The sequence below is a fragment of the Microbacterium enclense genome, from assembly GCA_038182865.1.
Lineage (GTDB): Bacteria > Actinomycetota > Actinomycetes > Actinomycetales > Microbacteriaceae > Microbacterium > Microbacterium enclense_B.
In genome coordinates, this window is the sequence record CP116226.1 from 1,385,971 (window position 1) to 1,404,710 (window position 18,740).

The 18,740-nt window shown below is 70.2% G+C and carries 19 protein-coding genes; 15 read left to right on the forward strand and 4 right to left on the reverse strand.

Annotated features, from left to right (window positions below):
• The first annotated feature begins 28 nt into the window (after positions 1-28).
• The 5 genes from PIR02_06535 to PIR02_06555 are packed head-to-tail and all read left to right on the forward strand — an operon-like array spanning position 29 to position 6,054.
• Positions 29-2,110, forward strand: a complete 2,082-nt coding sequence (locus PIR02_06535; protein WZH38320.1) for a hydantoinase/oxoprolinase family protein — start codon at positions 29-31, stop codon at positions 2,108-2,110.
• A complete protein-coding gene (locus PIR02_06540; protein WZH38321.1) occupies positions 2,107-3,828 on the forward strand; it encodes a hydantoinase B/oxoprolinase family protein in 1,722 nt (573 codons plus the stop codon). Before PIR02_06535 ends, PIR02_06540 begins: the two co-directional genes overlap by 4 nt.
• The gene (locus PIR02_06545; GenBank protein WZH38322.1) at positions 3,825-5,033 is read left to right on the forward strand and encodes an amidohydrolase family protein; all 1,209 of its coding nucleotides are present in this window, start codon (positions 3,825-3,827) and stop codon (positions 5,031-5,033) included. Before PIR02_06540 ends, PIR02_06545 begins: the two co-directional genes overlap by 4 nt.
• Positions 5,030-5,323 (forward strand): hypothetical protein, encoded by a 294-nt coding sequence (locus PIR02_06550; GenBank protein WZH38323.1) that lies wholly within the window; start codon positions 5,030-5,032, stop codon positions 5,321-5,323. Before PIR02_06545 ends, PIR02_06550 begins: the two co-directional genes overlap by 4 nt.
• Positions 5,320-6,054 (forward strand): aldolase/citrate lyase family protein, encoded by a 735-nt coding sequence (locus PIR02_06555; GenBank protein ID WZH38324.1) that lies wholly within the window; start codon positions 5,320-5,322, stop codon positions 6,052-6,054. The genes PIR02_06550 and PIR02_06555 overlap by 4 nt, the downstream gene beginning before the upstream one ends.
• On the opposite strand, the gene PIR02_06560 is transcribed toward PIR02_06555, so the two are convergent.
• Together PIR02_06560 and PIR02_06565 are read right to left on the reverse strand one after the other, a co-directional pair.
• Entirely contained in the window at positions 6,017-7,030 is a 1,014-nt protein-coding gene (locus tag PIR02_06560; protein WZH38325.1) for an ornithine cyclodeaminase family protein, read from the reverse strand. The two genes, PIR02_06555 and PIR02_06560, sit on opposite strands and share 38 nt — an antisense overlap.
• Before the next feature lie 4 nt (positions 7,031-7,034).
• Positions 7,035-7,940, reverse strand: a complete 906-nt coding sequence (locus tag PIR02_06565) for a dihydrodipicolinate synthase family protein (protein ID WZH38326.1) — start codon at positions 7,938-7,940, stop codon at positions 7,035-7,037.
• A gap of 218 nt (positions 7,941-8,158) precedes the next feature.
• On the opposite strand from PIR02_06565, the gene PIR02_06570 reads away from it, so the two are divergent.
• From PIR02_06570 to PIR02_06585, 4 genes are all read left to right on the forward strand, one after another.
• Complete coding sequence (locus tag PIR02_06570) at positions 8,159-8,500, forward strand: DUF3140 domain-containing protein (GenBank protein WZH38327.1); 342 nt, start codon at positions 8,159-8,161, stop codon at positions 8,498-8,500.
• Positions 8,501-8,542: 42 nt separating this feature from the next.
• Positions 8,543-8,737, forward strand: coding sequence for a hypothetical protein (locus PIR02_06575; protein ID WZH38328.1), 195 nt, complete (start codon positions 8,543-8,545; stop codon positions 8,735-8,737).
• A 51-nt stretch (positions 8,738-8,788) separates the two neighbouring features.
• Entirely contained in the window at positions 8,789-9,787 is a 999-nt protein-coding gene (gene corA / locus PIR02_06580) for a magnesium/cobalt transporter CorA (GenBank protein WZH38329.1), read from the forward strand.
• 155 nt (positions 9,788-9,942) lie between these two features.
• Positions 9,943-11,403, forward strand: a complete 1,461-nt coding sequence (locus PIR02_06585) for an amino acid permease (GenBank protein WZH39088.1) — start codon at positions 9,943-9,945, stop codon at positions 11,401-11,403.
• Positions 11,404-11,613: 210 nt separating this feature from the next.
• Here the strand turns inward: PIR02_06585 and PIR02_06590 are convergent, their stop codons facing one another.
• Positions 11,614-12,795 (reverse strand): 4-hydroxybenzoate 3-monooxygenase, encoded by a 1,182-nt coding sequence (locus tag PIR02_06590; GenBank protein ID WZH38330.1) that lies wholly within the window; start codon positions 12,793-12,795, stop codon positions 11,614-11,616.
• A gap of 257 nt (positions 12,796-13,052) precedes the next feature.
• The gene (locus PIR02_06595; protein WZH38331.1) at positions 13,053-13,805 is read right to left on the reverse strand and encodes an IclR family transcriptional regulator; all 753 of its coding nucleotides are present in this window, start codon (positions 13,803-13,805) and stop codon (positions 13,053-13,055) included.
• A 90-nt stretch (positions 13,806-13,895) separates the two neighbouring features.
• Between PIR02_06595 and pcaH the strand changes: the two genes are divergently transcribed.
• From pcaH to PIR02_06625, 6 genes are read left to right on the forward strand one after another with little or no spacing between them, the layout of a single operon-like run.
• Entirely contained in the window at positions 13,896-14,708 is an 813-nt protein-coding gene (gene pcaH, locus PIR02_06600) for a protocatechuate 3,4-dioxygenase subunit beta (protein ID WZH38332.1), read from the forward strand.
• Positions 14,705-15,262, forward strand: coding sequence for a protocatechuate 3,4-dioxygenase subunit alpha (gene pcaG, locus PIR02_06605; protein WZH38333.1), 558 nt, complete (start codon positions 14,705-14,707; stop codon positions 15,260-15,262). Before pcaH ends, pcaG begins: the two co-directional genes overlap by 4 nt.
• Positions 15,252-16,700 (forward strand): lyase family protein, encoded by a 1,449-nt coding sequence (locus tag PIR02_06610; protein WZH38334.1) that lies wholly within the window; start codon positions 15,252-15,254, stop codon positions 16,698-16,700. Before pcaG ends, PIR02_06610 begins: the two co-directional genes overlap by 11 nt.
• On the forward strand, positions 16,697-17,494 hold the full coding sequence (locus tag PIR02_06615; protein WZH38335.1) for an alpha/beta fold hydrolase: 798 nt from the start codon (positions 16,697-16,699) through the stop codon (positions 17,492-17,494). Before PIR02_06610 ends, PIR02_06615 begins: the two co-directional genes overlap by 4 nt.
• Positions 17,494-17,949, forward strand: coding sequence for a 4-carboxymuconolactone decarboxylase (gene pcaC / locus PIR02_06620; protein ID WZH38336.1), 456 nt, complete (start codon positions 17,494-17,496; stop codon positions 17,947-17,949). Before PIR02_06615 ends, pcaC begins: the two co-directional genes overlap by 1 nt.
• Positions 17,946-18,692 carry a 3-oxoacid CoA-transferase subunit A gene (locus PIR02_06625; GenBank protein WZH38337.1) on the forward strand — a complete coding sequence of 249 codons (747 nt, stop codon included), beginning with the start codon at positions 17,946-17,948 and terminating at the stop codon, positions 18,690-18,692. Before pcaC ends, PIR02_06625 begins: the two co-directional genes overlap by 4 nt.
• Positions 18,693-18,740 lie beyond the last annotated feature (48 nt).

The following is an 18,740-nucleotide window of genomic DNA, read 5'->3' on the forward strand; positions in this document are numbered from 1 at the left end:
GACGATCCTGCTCCACGAAAGGACTCTCATGACCGACAACGTTCGAGTCGCCATCGATGTCGGCGGCACCTTCACGGATGTGGTGAAGCTGACCCCCGCGACCGGCTCCATCCGTTTCGAGAAGGTTCCGACCACCCCGTCCGCGCCGACCGAGGGAGTGCTCGCCGGCTTCGCCGCGGCGGAGGCCGAGTTCTCCGAGACGGTGATGTTCAATCACGGCACCACCCTGGGGCTCAACGCCCTGCTCACCCGCAACGGTGCGCGTACGGCGATCATCTCCACCGCGGGGTTCCGCGACGTCTACCTGCTCGGACGCACCGACCGCGCCGCCATGTACGACATCCGCTATCGCAAGCCGGCCGCATTGGTCGAGCGTGCGGACACCTTCGAGGTCATCGAGCGCAGCTACTTCGACGGCACCGTCGGCACGCCCCTCGACATCGACGACGCGCGCCGCGTCGCCGAGTCGGTCCGTGACGGGGGGTATGACTCCGTCGCGGTGGCCTTCCTGCACTCGTACGCCAACGCCGCTCACGAACGGCAGATGCGCGACGTGCTGCACGAGGTCGCGCCGGACATCGACGTGACGTTGTCGCACGAGCTCGCGCGCGAGTACCGGGAGTACGAGCGGACGAGCACGGCGGTCCTCGACGCCTACATCAAGCCCATCGTCCGCAGCTATCTCGAAGTCCTCGAGGCGGAGCTCGAGGAGCGCGGCTTCAAGGGTCGATTCCTCATGTCCCGTTCCGGGGGCGGCGCGATGACGGCCACCTCCGCACGCGAGCAGCCGGTCAATCTCATCCTCTCCGGGCCGGCCGGGGGAGTGATCGGCGCGGCCGCCTTCTCGCAGCTCATCGGCACGCCCAACCTCATCACCATCGACCTCGGCGGGACAAGCCTGGACGCGTCGCTGGTGCTCGACCACGAGCCGCTCCGGCACACCGGGGCGGAGTTCGAGGGCCTGCCGATCACGACGCCGTCGCTGAACATCCAGACCATCGGCGCCGGGGGCGGATCCCTCGGCTGGCTCGACGCCGCCGGGGCGCTCCAGGTCGGACCGCAGAGCGCGGGCGCCGACCCCGGACCCGCATCGTACGGACGAGGGGGGACCCAACCCACCTTCACCGACGCGGCCCTCGCCGTCGGGTACCTCGGTGCGGACACCCCCCTGGGCGGAACCCTCGTCCTCGACGAGCAGCTCGCCCTCGACGCGCTCGGCACCATCGCGGGCCCGCTCGGCCTCGCCCCGCGCGATCTCGCGCGGGGGATGCTGCGCATCTCCACGACGAAGATCGTCGGCGCCGTCCGCGGGATCACGGTCGAGCTCGGACTGGACCCCAAGGACTTCGCGCTGCTCTCCTTCGGCGGTGGCGGCGGCCTCGTCGCCGTCGATGTCGCCCACGAACTCGGCATCCCCGCTGTCATCGTCCCTCCCGGGCAGGGGGCGTTCTCGGCTCTCGGCATGCTGATGGCCGACGTGCAGCACGACTTCTCGCGCACCACCATCACGCCGCTCGACGGTCTCGACGTCGCCGACGTCGAGGCATCCTTCCGCGAACTCGAGGAGTCCGCGCAACAGGCTCTCGTTGCCGAGGGCTTCGACGAGGCCAGCCGCCGGATCCTGCGGACCGTGGACGTCCGTTACTCCGGCCAGGAGCACTCCGTCTCCGTCGACTGCCCCGCCTTCGACGAGAACTTCGCACACGAGATCGAGGCGGCGTTCTCGCGCCTGCACGAGCGCCAGTACGGGCACACGATGAGCGATCCGGTCGAGATCACCACGCTGCGGCTGCGCGGCCTGGGGCTCATCGAGAAGCCTTCGCTCCCCACGGTCCCGCGACGCAGCGAAGGAGAGGTCGAACGGCTGGGCGATCGCACCGTGCACCTCGCCGATGGATCGACCCAGACCTACGGCCTCTACGCCCGCGAGAGCCTCCTGGCGGGCGACCGCATCCAGGGGCCCGCTGTCATCACGGAACACACGGCGACGACGGTGATGCACGCCGGTGACGTCTTGACCGTGGGCGACCTCGGCGAATTGACCATCGCCATCTCCGCCGAGCTGCCTTCCCCCACCACCGACGCCGTCCTCGAGGGAGCACTGCGATGAGCGACGCCATCACCACCGAAGTCATCCGCCACGCCCTGATCGCCGCCGCCGCCGAAGTCGCGCACAACCTGTGCCGTACCGCCTACAACACCGTCGTCTACGAGATCCACGACTACGGCGTGGGCATCCACGATGTCGCGGGTGACGTCGTCGCCGACGCCCCCGGAATCGCCATCTTCACGCGCGGCAACGACTACGGCATCAAGAAGGCCGTCGAGTTCCTCGGCAGGGATGCGATGGGTGAGGGCGACGTCTTCCTCCTGAACTACCCGTACTGGTCGTCCGCCCACACGCTCGACACGTTGGTCTTCGCGCCGATCCACTCCTCGGACGGGCAGCACATCGGCTTCGCGTCGGTTCGGATCCACGTGCTCGATCTCATGCAGAAGGACGCGGGATACGTCCTCGACTCCACCGACATGTACCAGGAGGGCATCTTCTTCCCGGGGACGCGCCTGTACCAGGCGGGGCGTCAGTGCGACGACGTGTTCAACATCATCCGATTCAACAGCCGGATGCCCGAGCGCACGATCGGCGATCTGCAGGCCCAGGTCTCGGCCGTCCACGCGGGTGCCGCGCGCACGCGGGAGATCGCGGACAAGTACGGCGTGGAGACGCTGTTCGAGGCGATGACCGCGATCAACGAGCACGGCGAGAAGCTCGCGCGGATCGGCCTGTCCCGCCTGCCGAAGGGCACGTGGCACGCCCACGACTTCATGGACAGCGACGGGATCGACAAGTCCACGCCCGTGAAGATGGACGCCCTCGTCACCATCACCGATGACGAGTTCATCATCGACTGGTCCGGGAGCGATGCGGACGTGAAGGGCCCCATCAACCTTCCGCCGGGACAGACCGAGGCGCTCTGCTCGCTCGTCTTCAAGTCGCTGACCACCCCGGACACCCCCGTGGTCGCGGGAAACTTCGCGCCGCTGAGGGTCATCACCCGCGAGGGGAGCGTCATGCACGCCGTCCCGCCGATGCCCACCTTCACCCTGTGGACCGGGCTGCTGGCCGGCGAGGTCGTCTTGAAGGCGCTGGCGCAGGGGATGCCGGACCTCATCCCCGCGAGCTCCGGGGGCGACGTCAACTCGATGATGGGTCTCGGGGTCAACCCGCGAACGGGTGAGTCGTGGCTCGAGGCCACCAACGAAGCCGTGGGCTTCGGCGGCCACTCCGGTGGGGACGGCGAGGACGGGATCATGCACTTCTCCGAGCCGGGATGCCGGAACAATCCGGTCGAGGTGCTCGAGGCGAAGTCGCCGATGATCATCGACCACTACGGTTACCGCCCCGACTCGGGCGGCCCGGGCAAACATCGCGGCGGTGTCGGCGTGAGCCGCGCGTACCGGTTCACCGCGCCGTCCGTGGGTATCGGTCTCGTCTACAAGACCAGCGCACCGTGGGCCATCGCCGGTGGAGAAGAGGCGGTCCCGAACGGGATGACGGTCAACCCCGGCACGCCCGGCGAACGCCGCGGCTCCGGCGAGTACAGCCACCTCGAAGCGGGAGACGTGCTCGTGAACGCCACCGGCGGAGGCGGGGGATGGGGCCCGGCCTTCGAGCGGGACCCCTCGGCCGTCGCGTCGGACGTCCGCAACGGCTTCGTCTCGCGGGCCGCGGCGGAGGAACGCTACGGCGTCGCGTTCGTCGGCGACTCGTTCGAGGTCGATGTGGAGGCCACCTCCGCCCTGCGGGCGCAGAAGGTCTCCGGATGAGCACTCGCGATCTGACCATCGTCGACGCGCTGCTGTTCGACGGACACAGCGACGCCCTCCTCCCCGGAGGCGTGCGCATCGTCGACGGGCGAATCGTCGAGGTGGGCGATGTGAGCCGCGGCGAAGAGGTCGTGAGCGCCGGCGGTGCGGTCGTCACTCCCGGCCTCATCGACGCCCACTTCCACGCGTACGCCATCTCGATGATCACGAGCCAGATCGAGAGCGCGTATCTCAGCTTCCTCGCACTCGCCGGGGCGGCGCGTCTGAAGGACGCCCTGTCGAGGGGGTTCACCACGGTGCGCGATGTCGCGGGAGGAGACGCGGGGCTGTCCGCCGCCATCCGGCGCGGGCTTCTCCCGTCTCCGCGCTATCTCTGGACCGGCGCCGCCCTCAGCCAGACCGGCGGACACGGGGATCACCGCGGAGCCGAGGAGGACCTCTGCTTCCACGGCGGGCACATGTGCGAGCTCGTGGACGGGGCGGACGCCCTGCGGGTGGCGGTTCGCTCCCGGTTGCACCACGGCGCGCACGCCATCAAGATCATGACGTCGGGGGGCGTGGCCTCGCTGACGGACCCGATCCGCGTTCCCCAGTACACGGCGGAGGAGGTCAGGGCCGTCACGGCGGAGGCGAACAGGCGCGGGTCGTACGTCGCCGCGCACGCCTACTCGCCGGAGGCCATCCTCCACTCCATCGAGAACGGTGTGCGCTCCATCGAGCACGGCAACCTCCTCGATGCCCCCACCGCGGCCGCCATGGCGGATCACGGGGCCGTGCTCGTGCCGACCCTTGCGGCCTACGACGCGATGGACCGGCGCGGCGACGAGGTGGGACTGTCCCCGGTGTCCGCCGAGAAGAACCGGATCGTCCTCGAGGCCGGGCGCCACGCTGTCCGCCACGCGTTGGACGCCGGTGTCACCGTGGGGTTCGGGTCGGATCTCATGGGCGATCTGGCATCGGACCAGCTCGTGGGCGTTCGGCTCCAGGCGGAGGCCTCCAGCCCCCTGGAGACCCTGCGCGCCCTGACGAGCGGGAACGCGAGAGTGCTGCAGAGCGACGATCTGGGCGGTTTGGCGGTGGGATCCGTCGGCGACGTCGTGGTCTGGTCGGGCAACCCCCTCGACGACATCTCCGTCATCTCGGACGAGTCGCGCCCGCGGACGATCGTTCAGGGTGGACGGGTGGTCGGTCGAGGCGGAGCATGACCACGCCGCTGCCGCCGACCGTCGTCGGGGCCGGGTCGCTCGCGCGCCCGCTGCTGCCCGGCTGGGTGTACGAGCCCCGGGCCTTCTCTCGGGTGACCGCGGCACTCCTCGAGCGCTCCGGTGAGGACGCAGGGGAGCGGCGAAGCCGCGTCACGAGCCCCGACGGCGTCACGTACCACGCTCTCGAGGGCCGCGAACCCGGCGACTTCGGTGGGCTCGTGGGCCGCTCCGTCGCCGCCGGACCGACGCGTACGACGGAACTGGCTTCGGGAACGAAGGGCTCATCATGAACGAAACGGTCGACGTCGGCGCCTTCTGCTTCTCCGGCTCGGCCGCTCTGGTGCAGACCCTCTCGCGGTCTGGGCTGGCGTGGCTCTGTCTGGATGCGCAGCATGGGCGATGGGACGACGCGAGCGTGCTCGCGGCCCTCGATCACGTGGGCGGGGGAATCCCCGAAGACGCGGCGCGGGTGTTCGTGCGGCCGCGGTCGGCGGCGCCCGACCTGATCGGCCGGGCTCTCGACGCCGGCGCCGCGGGCGTGATCGTCCCCCTCATCGACTCCGCCGAGCAGGCGCGCGCCGTGGTCGAGGCCGCTCGCTTTCCTCCGCTCGGCCGGCGGAGCTTCGGACCGATCCGGTCCCCCTTCGGCGAGGAGGACGACCTGACCGCCGCGAACGACGGGGTATGCGTCGTCGTCATGATCGAGACCGCAGCCGCGCTCGACGACGTCGAGGCGATCGCCGCCGTTCCCGGCGTCGACATGCTGTTCGTCGGCCCCTTCGACCTGTCGTTGGCGTTGGGGGTGTCCGTCGACGCGCTCCTCGCCGATCACGATCACGATGGACCCCTCCCCCGCATCGCGAGGGCGGCGCGCACGGCCGATGTCCGCTTCGGGGGATTCGCGGGGGATGCGCCCCGAGCGCGGCAGTTCATCGCCCACGGGGCCGATTTCGTCTCGATCGTCAGCGACCTCGACGCCGCCGTCATCGGTGTCGACGCGGTCCGCGCGCAGGTGGGCTGACCGGGTTCTCGGCTGCCTCCGCGTCTGTGAGCGCCGCGACGAGCGCGAGGTCTTCCCACGACATTCCGACGCCGGTGTAGACCGCGGGATGTCCCGGGCGGCGGCGGACGTCGCCGACGACGAGCTCGGCGAGGTTGCGGAGGTTCGAGGAATCCCAGGGTGGGCGGCGCGCGGCGAGCAGGACGTTGCCGTTCTCGCGCAGGGCGGAGGAGCGGGCTTCCACCACCACATCGGCATCCGTCATGAGATCGGATGCCAGTTCTCGATTCGCGCGACCGTGGGAGCCGATGGCAGCGACGACGGCGTCGGCGCGGATCATCCCCCGATCGAGAACGGGGAGAGGCGAGGATGTCGCGGTCACGACGACATCGGCGACCGTGAGATCTCGAGGCCGCCCCGGGCGGATCTCCTGCCGGAGGTCGTCGAGCTGCTCCAGGCGGGCGGACAGCTTCTCGGGACGCCGGCCGTGCAGGGTGACGGTCTCGACGTCCATGACCGCGGATAGCGTCCGGATATGCGCTTCCGCCTGCGGCCCGGTGCCGATCACGGCGAGTCGGGTGATGCCCGTGCGGGCGCCGCGCGGATCGAGACGGAGGAGGCCACGGATGGCCAGGGCGGTGACGGCGGCCGTGCGCACGAGCGTCAGGCGCGTCCCGTCGACGATGCCCAGAGGGGCCAGGGTCGCGGCGTCGAAGAGCAGGTACCACGCGTGGATCCGGGGGAGGTCGAGAGCCGCGTTGCCCGGGGCGATGGTGACCACCTTGATGCCGGCGTGACGAGGGGTCTCCGACGGCATGAGCAGGAACTCCCCCGCCGCGAGAGGGCTGAACAGCCGTGCCGGGTCGGCCTCCACGTCGAGGCCCTCGAGCAGCACACGCTCGAGGGCCTCGACGGCGGCGACGGGACTCAGGAAGCGATCGAAAGCGTCGCTTCCCAGCAGGGGAATCCGCGAGGTCGAGCCCGGGGTCGATTCCACGGACTCAGCGGTATCCCTTGGTGAGCACGGCCTCGGTGTCGCGCACGATCTGAGCGTGCACCTCGGCGGGGAGCGCGAGGCGCGGCGGGCGGGTGGTGATACCCGCCGGCGCCACTCCGGCGACCTCCTGGGACAGCTTGATGGCCTGGACGAACCACGTCTTGCTGTCCCAGCGGAGAAGGGCGTGGAGGTCGCGGTAGATCTCGTGGGCACGACGCCACTGCTCGGGGTCACCCGACGTGGACAGCCGGTACAGCTCGACGGTCGACTGGGGGATGGCGTTCGGGTAGCCGGCCACCCATCCGCGGGCGCCGTTGATACCGAGCTCGAGCACGACGTCGTCGCTGCCGATGGAGACGTCCAGCCCCGGCGCCTGCTCGTGGATGGCGTAAGAGTTGCGAACGTCGCCCGAGAACTCCTTCACGGAGACGATCAGTCCTTCGGTGTGCAGGCGGGCGAGGAGCTCGGGGCGCAGATCGACCTTCGTGTCGATCGGGTTGTTGTACGCCAGAACCGGAAGACCCACCGCGGCGACACGACGGTAGTGGTCGACGATCTCCTCATCGCTGGCACGGTACGCGTTCGGGGGGAGAAGCATGACCGCCGGGGAGCCGAGCTCTGCCGCGTGCTCCGCGTGGCGGATGCTCTCCAGAGCGCCGTACGCGCCGACCCCGGGGATCACGGGGGCGCCGTCTGCTGCGGCGACGGCCGTCTCGACGACACGCTTGCGCTCCTCCTCGGTCAGCGTCTGGTACTCGCCCAGCGACCCGTTGGGGATGATGCCGTCCACGCCGTTGGCGAGCAGGAAGCGAACGTGCTCCCCGTACGCGTCGAAGTTCACGGAGAAGTCCGGGTTGATCGGGAGGGTCGTCGCGACGTTGACGCCTTGCCACGGATGGGTAGAGGGCATGGGTTCTCCTGGTGGATCGGCAGGCAGCGCCTGGAGACATGTAATATGTGCAATACCACTGTAACGGGCGTTGCGTCACTCGTCCAGTCGGCTGTCGCTTCGCAGCCGCAGCCGCAGCCCGTTGGGGAGCGAGCTCGGCGGTCGACCACGGGATGCCATGCCCCCGAGCGCCGCGCAAGGGGGCCGGGTCGCGCCTGGGTGCCGATGACCATGAACGTATGAGCGAACTCAGCGACGACGACGAGCAGACACGGGCGGACTTCGGCGACGCCGTGAACATGACGGCTACGGAGCTGTCGGACTGGTTGGACACCGACTCCTCGAAGAGCGTGGGGCAGAAGAAAGACGGTGGGGAGTCCACCGGGCACGAGAGCGGACGGCACATCGTGCGCATTCTCGCGAAGAAGAAGGCCGACCTCACCGAGGACGACGTCGCGCACATGCGCAAGGTCGTCGGCTACGTGAAGCGGCACAGCGCACAGCGCCCGAAGGGCGACGTCACCGACACCGACTGGCGGTACTCGCTCATGAACTGGGGCCACGACCCGAAGAAGAAGTGACCGATCCACCCGCCCGATGGCTCCGGACGCTATGGTTCAGCTGTGAATCGTGCGAAAACCATCGTCGTCCTCGGCTGGCTGCTCATCGTCGTCGGACTGTTCAACCTCGTGCTCGCGATCGTCGACATCTCCCAGGGGGCGAGCCTGGTCAACAACATCCTGTCGCTCCTGGTGAGCTTCGTCTTCATCGCGGCGGGCATCATCCAGGTGATGAGCAAGGGCACTCGACAAGGCTGACACCGAGGCCGCCGTCATCGGCCGTCCACCTGACGGGCGTACAACTGACACATGCCCATCATCGACAGCGCCGTGTACGTGGACGGACACCGCATCGAGAACCCCGCCAGTCTCGACCAGACGTTCGAGTACATGGAGGCTCACGGCGGAATGGCGTGGATCGGTCTGCTGCGTCCCTCGCCCGAAGAACTCGAACGAGTCGCCGCGGAGTTCTCGCTGCACCCCCTCGCCGTGGAGGACGCGCTCGCCGGGCACCAGCGGGCCAAGCTCGAACGCTACGGGGGCAATCTCTTCGCCGTGCTGCGGCCCGCCCGCTACATCGACGAGACCGAGACGGTCGAGTTCGGCGAGCTGCACGTCTTCGTCGGTGACGACTACGTCGTCACGGTGCGCCACGCCGAGGTGCCCGACCTCGCGCGGGTCCGCCACCGGCTCGAGGCGCAGCCGGACCTCCTCGCCCGCGGGCCCGAAGCGGTGCTCTACGCGATCTTCGACGAGGTGGTCGACCAGTACGACCCCGTCGCCCGGGGACTGCAGAACGACGTCGACGAGATCGAGGACCAGCTCTTCGGTGTCGGCGGGGCCGAGCTCACGCAGCGCATCTACGAGCTCGCGCGAGAGGTGATCCACTTCCAGCGGGCGGTGGAACCCCTGCGGGACATGCTGCAGGCCCTCCTGCGCGGAGCCGACAAGTACGGCGTCGACATCGAGCTCCAGCGCTCGCTGCGCGACGTGCTGGACCACGTCTTGCGCCAGTGCGACAAGCTGACGGCGCTGCGATCGATCCTCGACAACGCCCTCACCGTGAACGCGACCCTCGTGACGCAGCGGCAGACCGAGACCTCGCTGCAGCAGAACGAGCAGGTCAAGAAGATCTCGGGATGGGCGGCGATCCTCTTCGGCCCGTCGCTGGTCGGCGCGATCTACGGCATGAACTTCAAGAACATGCCCGAGCTCGACTGGCAGTTCGGGTATCCGATGGCGCTCGCGCTGATGGTGGCGGTGTCGGCCGGACTGTGGCTCACGTTCAAAGTGAAGAAGTGGCTCTGACGGCTCGGGTGGTGGGGCCGCCCGTTCGGGCGGGGGCGGCGGGCCGGGCGAATCCCTGACGGGTTTGCGGCGCGCTTGCTGGACAGGCGCTTCGCGAAACGAATGATGGGTACGTGAACGACTCCACCCCTCGCTCCGGCGACGCTGCCGAGCAGATCCACACCTCGACCGTTCAACTCGAGGACGCCGGCTATCACAAGCGCCTGACATCGCGTCAGGTGCAGATGATCGCCATCGGTGGCGCCATCGGCACCGGTCTCTTCCTCGGCGCGGGCGGACGCCTCGCCCAAGCGGGGCCGGCGATCGTCATCTCGTACGCGGTGTGCGGACTCTTCGCCTTCTTCATTCTTCGCGCCCTCGGCGAGCTCGTGCTGCACCGCCCGACGTCGGGCTCGTTCGTGTCGTACGCCCGCGAGTTCTTCGGGGAGAAGGCGGCGTTCGTGTCGGGCTGGTTCTACTGGATCAACTGGGCCACGACCACCATGGTCGACATCACCGCGGCCGCCCTGTACATGAACTTCTTCGGCAAGTACGTGCCCTGGATCGCGGCCGTCCCGCAGTGGGCGTGGGCGCTCGCCGCGCTCGTGACCGTGCTGGCCGTGAATCTCGTGTCGGTGAAGGTGTTCGGCGAGCTGGAATTCTGGTTCGCCCTCATCAAGGTCACCGCCCTCGTGGCGTTCCTTCTCGTCGGCATCTACTTCGTCGTCTTCGGCACGCCCACGGGAGCGCCCACCGGGTTCACGCTCATCGCCGACAACGGGGGGTTCTTCCCCAACGGCATCCTGCCCGCCATCATCCTCATGCAGGGCGTCGTGTTCGCCTACGCCTCGATCGAGCTCGTCGGCACCGCCGCCGGTGAGACGAAGAACCCCGAGAAGGTCATGCCCCGAGCGATCAACTCGGTCATCTTCCGCGTCGCGATCTTCTACGTCGGCTCGGTCCTCCTGCTCGCGCTGCTGCTGCCCTACACGTCCTACTCCAAGGACGAGAGCCCGTTCGTGACGTTCTTCGCCTCGATCGGCGTACCGGGCGTCGACGTGATCATGAACCTCGTCGTGCTGACCGCAGCGCTGTCATCGCTGAACGCGGGGCTGTATTCGACCGGACGCATTCTGCGGTCGATGGCGGTCGCGGGGTCGGCGCCGAAGTTCGCCGCGCGGATGAACAAGGCCGGCGTCCCCTACGGCGGCATCGCGATCACGGCGGTCGTCGCGCTGCTCGGCGTCGTCATCAACTACGTCAACCCCAGCGACGCGTTCGAGACGGTGCTGAACGTCGCGGCCGTCGGCATCCTCGTCACCTGGGCGACCATCATGCTCTGCCAGATGAAGTTCAAGCGCCTCACCGACCGGGGTGAGCTGGTGCGTCCGGCGTTCCGGCTGTTCTGGGCGCCGTACACCGGCTACCTGACGCTCCTGTTCCTCGCCGTGGTGCTCGTCCTCGTCTTCATCGACTCCCCCGCCACGCTCCTGGTCGCGGTCGTGGCGAGCCTGCTCATCACGGCCGGATGGTTCGCGTGCCGCAAGCGCATCGCCGAGCTCGCCGCCGAGCGCGAGGGCTACACCGGGACGGTGCCGGTCGTGCCGAGCCCTTTCCCGAAGTCGCGCAAGGACTGAGCCGGGCGCGGGGGTGACGCGGCGCTCGGGCTTCGGCTCGGGCACCGCGCTCGTGTGCGTGGCGGCGTGCGTTGAGTGTCCAGAACACCCGGACGTTTTCGATTTCGGTCCGGGTGTCTTGGACACTCAACGGGGTGGAGCGCCCGGATGCCGGCATCCCGGCGCTCGCGTTTGCGCCCGGGGCGTCGGGCTCCCGCGTGCGGGCGCGGGTCAGGCGTCGAACGGCCAGCCGCAGTATGCCTCGGCGAGGTAGGCGCGGCCGTGCTCCGACTCCACGACGGTGCGGAGCTCGCCGAGCTGGCGGCGGCGGTCGAAGTCGGTGGCATCCGGGGCCACGTGGAGCAGGCTCGTCATCCACCACGAGAAGTGCTGGGCCTTCCAGATGCGGCGGCTGGCGGTCTCGGGGTAGGCGTCGAGCACGTGGTCGTCGCCCTCGAGCAGCAGTGCGCGGAGGGCGGCGGCGAGCAGACGCACATCGGCGATCGCGAGGTTCATGCCCTTCGCGCCTGTCGGCGGAACGGTGTGCGCCGCATCGCCGACGAGCGCGACGCGACCGCGGCGCAGCTCGTGCGCGACGAAGCTCCGGAAGCGGAGGACGTCGCGCTGGAAGATGGGGCCCTGCTTCAGCGTCGTGCCGGGCACGCGCTTCTGCAGCTCGTCCCAGAGCTGCTCCTCGCTGTACGCGGCGGTGTCGGTGTCGGGGTCGCACTGGAAGTACATGCGCTGCACGGTGTCGGAGCGCTGGCTGACGAGCGCGAAGCCGTCGGGGGAGTTGCTGTAGATGAGCTCGTCCGCGCTGGGCGGGGCTTCGCACAGGATGCCGAACCACGCGAAGGGATACTCGCGGAAGTACCCGCCCGTGCTCGAGCCGGTGACCGTGGCGCGGGCGACGCTGCGCGAGCCGTCGGAGCCGACGACGAACTCGGCCTCGATCTCGATCCGCTCGCCGTCCGCACCGCGCGCGATCACGCGGGGGCGGTCGGTGTCGGCGCCCTCGATGCCCTCGGCCGTGACACCGAAGCGCAGGTCCTGCCCCGCGGCGAGGCGTGCGGCGATGAGGTCTTTCAGCACCTCGTGCTGCGGATACAGCCAGACGGCGCGGCCGACGGTCGCGGCGAAGTCGATGCGGTGACCCTCTCCCTCGAAGCGCAGCTCGATGCCGTCGTGGCGGTGCCCGACCGTGCGGGCGCGCGAGGCCTCGCCGATGGTGCCGAGCAGCTCGACGGTGCCCTGCTCGAGGATGCCGGCGCGGATCGTGCTCTCGATCTCGTCACGCGAGCGCTGGTCGATGACGACGGACTCGATACCCGCCTGGTCGAGGAGATGCGACAGGAGGAGCCCGGCGGGACCGGCTCCGACGATGGCGACGCGGGTGCGGACGGTGGTGGTCATGGCGTCTCCTTCGACGGTGGCTGTTGCTGATGGTGCCCGCGCCGCGGCATGTCCCGAGGTGCTTCTCCCATTGATCGGGATGTTTCGCGATACCGCGCCGGGAGCTTCCGAGCCGTTGCGTGTCCACGAAACGCCGTCATCGCGCGAGTCGTTACGGCGTTTCTTGGACACTCGACGAGGGGTGACGCGCGGGAGCGATGCGACGGCGCGGGAGCGGGGCGGCGCGGGAGCGGCGCGGGGGCTGACCCGGAGAGGGGTCAGCGCCGGTAGCCCAGGGCGCGCTCGGTGTCGCGCGCCGAGCGTTGCAGCTCGACGAGCGCGAACTGCGTCTCGGCATCGCGCGGCAGCACCACCGAGAGCGCTGCGATGACGGCCCCGGTCTCATCCCGCACGGGCACGGCCACGCCGGTGGAGACCTCGTCGACGTAGCCGGGAGCGATCACGCGACCGAGAGTGCGGATCTCTGCGAGCGTGCGGCGCAGGACCGCCGGGTCGACGATCGTCTCGGGGGTCACGCGGGCGAGGGGTCCGGCGAGCACGCGCTCCTGCAGATCGTGCGGGGCGAACGCGAGCAGCACGAGACCCGACGACGAGGCGTGCACGGGCAGCCGGCCGGCCACTCGCGTGATGTTGGCCCCCGAGTCGGGAGCGCTCAGACGCTCCAGGAACAGTGCCTCATCGTGTTCGAGGATCGCGAGCTGCGTGTGCTCGCGCACCCGCTGCTGCACGCGTTCCATGTACGGCAGGGCCGCCTGCCGCAGCCGCAGCGCGTGCGACGACCGTGTCGCCAGTTCCCACAGGCGCATCCCCACGCGCACGCGTCGCTCCTCGTCGCGCTCGAGGAGACCGGCATCCACGAGTTCGTTCACGATCCGATGCGCCGTCGAGCTCGGCAGGCCCGCGCGTCGACCGATGTCGGCGGTCGTCTGGGCGGTGCGCGTGGGGGTGAAGGTCTCGAGGATGCGCACCAGCCGGTCGGTCACCGAGTCGCCCGAGGGGGAGTTCGCCATGGGGTCAGGATGCCACGATTCCCATTCACCGGGAACGATGAGCTCCGCCGTCGCGGGGTGTCGGACGATGGAGGTGTCGAAGGAGACCCCATGACGCACACCCCCGCCGCCGCGCCCGAGTCGCTGCTCGCAGCACCCGATCAGGCCACGCAGAGCCAGATCGTCGAGGAGATCCGCACGCGCCACGCCGAGCTCGATGCCCGCGACGCCGCCGGCGAGAACGTGCCCGCCACGGCTCATGACTTCCCGGCGTACCGCTCGAGCGTGTTGCGCCACCCCACCAAGAACCCGAAGCTCGTCGACCCCGAGACGATCGAGCTGTTCTCGCCCGCGTTCGGCCAGCGCGACGTCGCGGCGATCGAGTCCGATCTCACCCTCCAGCACGTCGGTGAGCCGTTGGGCGAGCGCATGGTCGTGCAGGGGCGCCTCCTCGACTCGTGGGGCCGGCCGGTGGCGAACCAGCTCGTCGAGATCTGGCAGGCCAACTCCGCGGGCCGCTACATCCACCAGCGCGACCAGCATCCCGCGCCCCTCGACCCCAACTTCACCGGCGCGGGCCGCACGATCACGAATGAGAACGGGGAGTACCGCTTCACCACGATCAAGCCGGGCCCCTACCCGTGGAAGAACCACCGCAACGCCTGGCGACCGGCGCACATCCACTTCTCGGTCTTCGGGTCGTCGTTCACGCAGCGGCTCGTCACGCAGATGTACTTCCCGGGGGACCCGCTGTTCGCCCTCGACCCGATCTACAACACCATCCACCGGCAGAAGGACCGCGACGCCCTCGTCGGCGTCTACGACCACGACCTGACCTCGCCCGAGTGGGCGACGGGCTATCGCTTCGACATCGTCGTCGACGGCCCGGATGCCACCTACTTCGAGCAGGAGGGCGACGAATGATCCCCGCCAAGACCCACCGAGCGACCCCCGGCCAGACCGTCGGCCCGTTCTTCGCCTACGGGCTGGAGTACCCGAAGCAGCACGAGATCGTCTTCCCGCACTCGCCCGGAGCGATCGTGCTGGGCGGCACCGTGTACGACGGGGCCGGAGCACCGGTCCCCGACGCGCTGGTCGAGATCTTCGGGGCGGATGCCGACGGCTCGGTGCCCCGGGCGCGCGGCGCGTTCCGCCGCGACGACCACACGTTCACCGGCTTCGGGCGCGCGTTCACCGACGACGAGGGGCACTACGAGTTCTGGACGCGCGAGCCCGGTGGCATCCGGGGCGGAGCCGCCTTCTTCGCGGCGATCGTGTTCGCGCGCGGCCTGCCCGACAAGCTGCACACACGCATCTACGTGCCGGGCGACCAGGCGGCGCTCGGCGCCGACCCGCTGCTGTCGACGCTGACGGCGGGGGAGCGCGCTACCCTCGTCGCGACGCGCACGCCCGGTGGGGGTCTCACGCACGACATCCGGCTGCAGGGCGAGAAAGAGACGGTCTTCCTTGCCTTCTGAGTCCCTCCCGCCCATCGATCTCGGGCTGTTGTCGCCCGTCACCGTCGGGCACGACCTGCTCGTGTCGGACCGGTTCGTGCTGAACGCGCTCGTGCGCGCGGAGTGCGCCCTCGTGGCCGCCTACGTCGACCTCGGCGTCGCTCCCGTCGAGGCGCGCCGCGACATCGATCACGTCTTCGGGCTCGATGAGAAGTACGGCCACCTGACCGGCGGTCTCGACGTCGACGCCCTCATCGCGGAGTCGGTGAGCGGCGGTAACCCCGTGATCCCCCTCGTCGGGATGCTGAAGGCACAGGTGCCGGCCGCGCATCGGTCGTGGATCCACCGCGGGGCGACGAGCCAGGACATCCTCGATACCGCGCTGATGATGGTGGTGCGGCGGGCGATGGGCCAGGTGCGTTCCTCGCTCCACATCGCCGGTCACTGGACGCGGCAGCTGGCCGTCGCGCACGCCGACGACGTCGCGGCCGCCCGCACCCTCACCCAGCACGCCGTTCCCACCACCGTGGGCGCGCGGGCGGCGACGTGGGCCCGGGGGATCGAACGGGCGGTGACGCGCATCGATGCGCTCGAGTACCCCGCGCAACTCGGCGGGGCCGGCGGCACGCTCGCCTCGTTCGTGGAGATCACCGGCTCGGAAGAGACCGCGGCGGCCCTCCCCGCCGCGTTCGCCCGCGCCGTGGAGCTCGACGCCCCTGACACTCCGTGGCACGTGACGCGCTGGCCGATCACCGAGATCGGCGATGCGATCGTGCAGGCCCTCGACGCGCTCGGGAAGTTCGCCGCCGACGTCGCAACCCTGAGCCGCACCGAGATCGGCGAGGTGTCGGAGGGCGTGGGCGGCGGATCGTCCGCCATGCCGCAGAAACAGAATCCCGCCGAGGCGGTGCTGATCCGCTCGGCCGCTCTTCGCGCGCCGCAGCTGGGGGCCACCCTGCACCTCGCGGCATCCCTCGCCGTCGATGAGCGTCCCGACGGTGCGTGGCACGCCGAGTGGCCGACGCTGCGCGAGCTCGTCCGGCTCGCGCTCGGGGCGACCCGGCATGCGGCCTCACTCGCGGCGCACCTGCAGGTCGACGCGTCGGCGGCCGAGCGCAACGCCGGGGCGACCGGCGGTCGCCTCGTCAGCGAGCGGCTGCGCGGCGTGCTCGTGCCGCTCATCGGGGCCGAGCGCTTCGCCGAGCTGCTGGCGGGCGACGGCGATCTCGCTCCTGCGCTGCGAGCACTGCCCGAGACCGCGGGCCTCGATGTCGACGCCCTGCTCGACCCGCGCGCGTACGTCGGCCTCGCGCCGCGACTGGCGCGGGGCGGGGCGGATGCCGCGGCTCCCGGCTCGCCGGGGGATACCGCCAGCGCCGATGCAGCGGGTGCCGAGACCTCGGGCGATCGCGCCGACGCCTTTCGCACGACGACGTACCGACACGGAGGAGACGCATGAGTGCCGGTTCGCTGATCTCGCTGACGGCGCCGGTCGGGCCGGAGGGCGCGCCGCTCGTCGTGCTCGGGCCCTCGCTCGGCACGTCGACGATCCTGTGGGAAGACGTCGTCCCGCTGCTCGCCGACGACTATCGCGTCGCCGCCTGGGACCTTCCCGGCCACGGCGCGGGCCCCCTCGCCCGCGAGGGTTTCACCGTCGCCGATCTCGCGGACGCCGTGGCGGCGGCCGTTCCCGACGAGACGTTCCTGTATGCCGGGGTCTCCCTCGGCGGCGCCACCGGACTGGAGCTCGCGCTCCGGCACGGCGACCGGGTGCGAGCGGCCGCGATCGTGGCATCCGGAGCCCAGCTCGGCGACCCGGCTGCCTGGGCCGAGCGCGCGGCGCAGGCTCGCGCCCAGAGCACGTCGAGCCTCATCATCGCGTCGGCCGAGCGCTGGTTCGCCCCCGACTCGATCGCCCGCCGCCCCGAGCTGACCGGGCGGTTGCTGCACGTGCTGCAGGATGCCGATGACGACAGCTACGCGCGCTGCTGCGAGGCGCTCGCCGCGTATGACGTGCGCCCGGCGCTCGGGCGGATCACCGTCCCCGTGCTCGCGGCGTGGGGCGCATTCGACGCCGTCGCGCCCGAGGCCAAGGCCGTCGAGATCGCCGAGGGCGTCCGTGATGGCCGCGTCGCCCGCATCGACGACGCCGGCCACCTGCCGCCCGCCGAACACCCCGAGGCCGTGGCGGCGCTGCTGCGGCCGTTCTTCGTCGCGGTCTCGACAGAACCGCCCTCCGGAAAGGACGCCTGATGCCCACCGATCAGGAACGCTTCGACCAGGGAATGACCGTGCGCCGCGCCGTGCTGTCGGACGCGCATGTCGACCGCTCGATGGCGGCGGCCACCGATCTCACCGCCGACTGGCAGGACTTCATCACCCGCGTCGCGTGGGGCGACATCTGGTCGCGGCCGGGCCTCGACCGGCGCTCGCGCTCGGTCGCGGTGCTGAGCTCGCTCATCGCGCACGGTCACCACGAGGAGCTCGCGATGCACCTGCGCGCGGCCCTGCGCAACGGGCTGACGGTCGACGAGATCCGCGAGGTCATCCTGCAGTCGGCGATCTACTCGGGGGTTCCGGCCGCGAACACGGCGTTCCGGATCGCGTCCGAGGTGTTCTCGGCACCGGATGCCGCGGATGCCGCCGCCGCGTCGGGCGCCACGGGTGCCACCGGATCGGCGGACGCCGCTGAGGGAGGCGCGAAGTGATCGACAAGACCGTTCCCGACGTCGCGGCCGCGGTCGCCGGCATCCCCGATGGAGCCACCGTCATGATCGGCGGCTTCGGACGCGCGGGGCAGCCGGTCGAGCTCATCGACGCGCTCATCGCCCACGGCGCCCGCGACCTCACCGTCGTCAACAACAACGCCGGCAACGGCGACACAGGTCTTGCAGCCCTGCTCGCCGCGGGGCAGGTGCGCAAGATGATCTGCTCGTTCCCGCGCCAGAGCGACTCCTGGGTGTTCGACGGGTTGTACCGCGAGGGCAAGGTCGAACTCGAACTCGTGCCGCAGGGCAACCTCGCCGAGCGGATCCGTGCGGCGGGAGCCGGCATCGGCGGGTTCTTCACCCCCACCGGCTTCGGCACACAGCTGGCCGAGGGCAAGGAGACGCGGCGCATCGACGGCCGTGACTACGTGCTCGAGTACCCGATCCGAGCGGATGTCGCGCTCATCAGCGCCCGCGCGGCCGACCGGTGGGGCAACCTCGTCTATCGCGAGACGGCGCGGAACTTCGGCCCGATCATGGCCGCCGCAGCCGCCACCACCGTCGTGCAGGTCGATGAGATCGTGCCTCTGGGCTGGCTCGACCCCGAAGCGGTCGTGACGCCGGGGCTGTACGTCGATCGGGTCGTCGCGGTCGGGGAACGGGCGTGGCTGCGCGACGGCGAGTTCGTCGGTGGCGTCGACATCGAGGGCCGCCCCCTGGCATCCGAGGGAGACCCGGCGTGAGCGCCCGAACCGTGACCGCCCGCGGCGATCGCCGCACCGACGAAGGGG

Excerpts from the sequence above, each read along its gene's own strand:
- pcaH (WZH38332.1), top strand. The coding sequence starts at position 13,896 with ATGACGCACACCCCCGCCGCCGCGCCCGAGTCGCTGCTCGCAGCACCC.
- pcaC (WZH38336.1), top strand. The coding sequence starts at position 17,494 with ATGCCCACCGATCAGGAACGCTTCGACCAGGGAATGACCGTGCGCCGC.
- corA (WZH38329.1), top strand. The coding sequence starts at position 8,789 with ATGCCCATCATCGACAGCGCCGTGTACGTGGACGGACACCGCATCGAG.
- PIR02_06615 (WZH38335.1), top strand. The coding sequence starts at position 16,697 with ATGAGTGCCGGTTCGCTGATCTCGCTGACGGCGCCGGTCGGGCCGGAG.
- PIR02_06535 (WZH38320.1), top strand. The coding sequence starts at position 29 with ATGACCGACAACGTTCGAGTCGCCATCGATGTCGGCGGCACCTTCACG.
- PIR02_06570 (WZH38327.1), top strand. The coding sequence starts at position 8,159 with ATGAGCGAACTCAGCGACGACGACGAGCAGACACGGGCGGACTTCGGC.
- PIR02_06545 (WZH38322.1), top strand. The coding sequence starts at position 3,825 with ATGAGCACTCGCGATCTGACCATCGTCGACGCGCTGCTGTTCGACGGA.
- PIR02_06540 (WZH38321.1), top strand. The coding sequence starts at position 2,107 with ATGAGCGACGCCATCACCACCGAAGTCATCCGCCACGCCCTGATCGCC.
- PIR02_06595 (WZH38331.1), bottom strand. The coding sequence starts at position 13,805 with ATGGCGAACTCCCCCTCGGGCGACTCGGTGACCGACCGGCTGGTGCGC.
- PIR02_06590 (WZH38330.1), bottom strand. The coding sequence starts at position 12,795 with ATGACCACCACCGTCCGCACCCGCGTCGCCATCGTCGGAGCCGGTCCC.
- PIR02_06550 (WZH38323.1), top strand. The coding sequence starts at position 5,030 with ATGACCACGCCGCTGCCGCCGACCGTCGTCGGGGCCGGGTCGCTCGCG.
- pcaG (WZH38333.1), top strand. The coding sequence starts at position 14,705 with ATGATCCCCGCCAAGACCCACCGAGCGACCCCCGGCCAGACCGTCGGC.
- PIR02_06555 (WZH38324.1), top strand. The coding sequence starts at position 5,320 with ATGAACGAAACGGTCGACGTCGGCGCCTTCTGCTTCTCCGGCTCGGCC.
- PIR02_06565 (WZH38326.1), bottom strand. The coding sequence starts at position 7,940 with ATGCCCTCTACCCATCCGTGGCAAGGCGTCAACGTCGCGACGACCCTC.